The organism is Photorhabdus temperata, from assembly GCF_025384845.1.
GTDB lineage: Bacteria > Pseudomonadota > Gammaproteobacteria > Enterobacterales > Enterobacteriaceae > Photorhabdus > Photorhabdus temperata.
In genome coordinates this window covers 1-1,073 of record NZ_JAJAFX010000181.1, presented here as the reverse complement: position 1 = coordinate 1,073, position 1,073 = coordinate 1, and the positions used below count along the sequence as shown (strand labels likewise).

General features: G+C 46.1%; 2 protein-coding genes. Both read right to left on the bottom strand.

The genetic code is table 11. From position 1 onward, the window contains the following. On the bottom strand, nucleotides 1-327 hold a 327-nt coding region (locus tag LGZ99_RS24460), incomplete at its 3' end, for a primase-helicase zinc-binding domain-containing protein (RefSeq protein ID WP_315903535.1). Beyond that, nucleotides 324-1,073, bottom strand: a 750-nt coding sequence (locus tag LGZ99_RS24455; protein ID WP_390894060.1) for a helicase-related protein, incomplete at its 5' end; no start/stop codon positions are given. The genes LGZ99_RS24460 and LGZ99_RS24455, both read right to left, overlap by 4 nt.

Here is a 1,073-nt window from a genome sequence, read left to right as displayed (position 1 = left end):
ACGAAATAATGACCGGTCATCTTTATTGACAGAAGATTGAACGCTTTCAGGCTGATGTGCATACGTATTGCCAATAATTTCATCAACTTCTGTTGCCTGCGCTTTAAAATCCTTCTTCTGAGTCAGTGCAAGTAATTTCCAACCGTCACCAATGTTGCAGACACAAATGAATGTTCCCCGTCCGCCTTTATCATCACAGCGGTATTTTCCCTTCTGTCCGCAAATAGGACACTTGCCTTTGTAATGTTTTTTTCCGGTAACAGGAGGCAGTCCGTAATATTCAAAAACTTTCGACCACTGTCCAATTACTGCATCCGTTGTTTTCATGAGTTACCTCCCTGCGTGGCTGAACTGAGCTGTTTTTTCTCCTGGCTTTTTATCCATGAAATCAGTTTCCATTTGATAAAATTATTGACTTCCGGGGTGATCTCGACCGTGTGGTCATTTAAGCCATTAGGGAACTCACCAAATTTGCTTCTGAAGGTATGGGCACACCAACCATCAGAAATGGGTTTGCCCTGATTGGCCCGCTGACGCTGGTAATACTTGATTTGGGACCACCAGCTTTGGCGCTCTGCCTTGCTATAGACGCGATCCTTACCATTAAGCTTTTTCAGTCCGCGAGAGCGATCCACTTCTACATCTTCACCGCTCAAGGGTTTAAACCCACACTTAGGGCAGACGTAGACAGCTGGGGGTTTCATGTAATGACACGCCGGGCATTCCTTCGGGAGTTTTTCGGCTTTGTCGCTGTCAGTACTGCGAGCAGCTTCTTTCATGCCGTCGCTTTTAGAGGGCAATGCGTCATACTCAATATTATCGGGATAACCGAGTCGGTGAACTGAACCGCTGTGATCAAATATCATGCAGGTTTCTTTACCGGGTGCGGTACGAAGCCCACGACCAAGACACTGAACCCAACGAATTTCAGATTTAGTTGGTCTCGCATAAATAATGCACCGGACATCACTATCAAATCCCGCAATCAGCGTGCCGACGCTAACCAGGATCTTTGTTACACCCTGTTCAAAACGATGAATGATGATTTGTCTTTCTTCCGGTGGTGTCTCAGC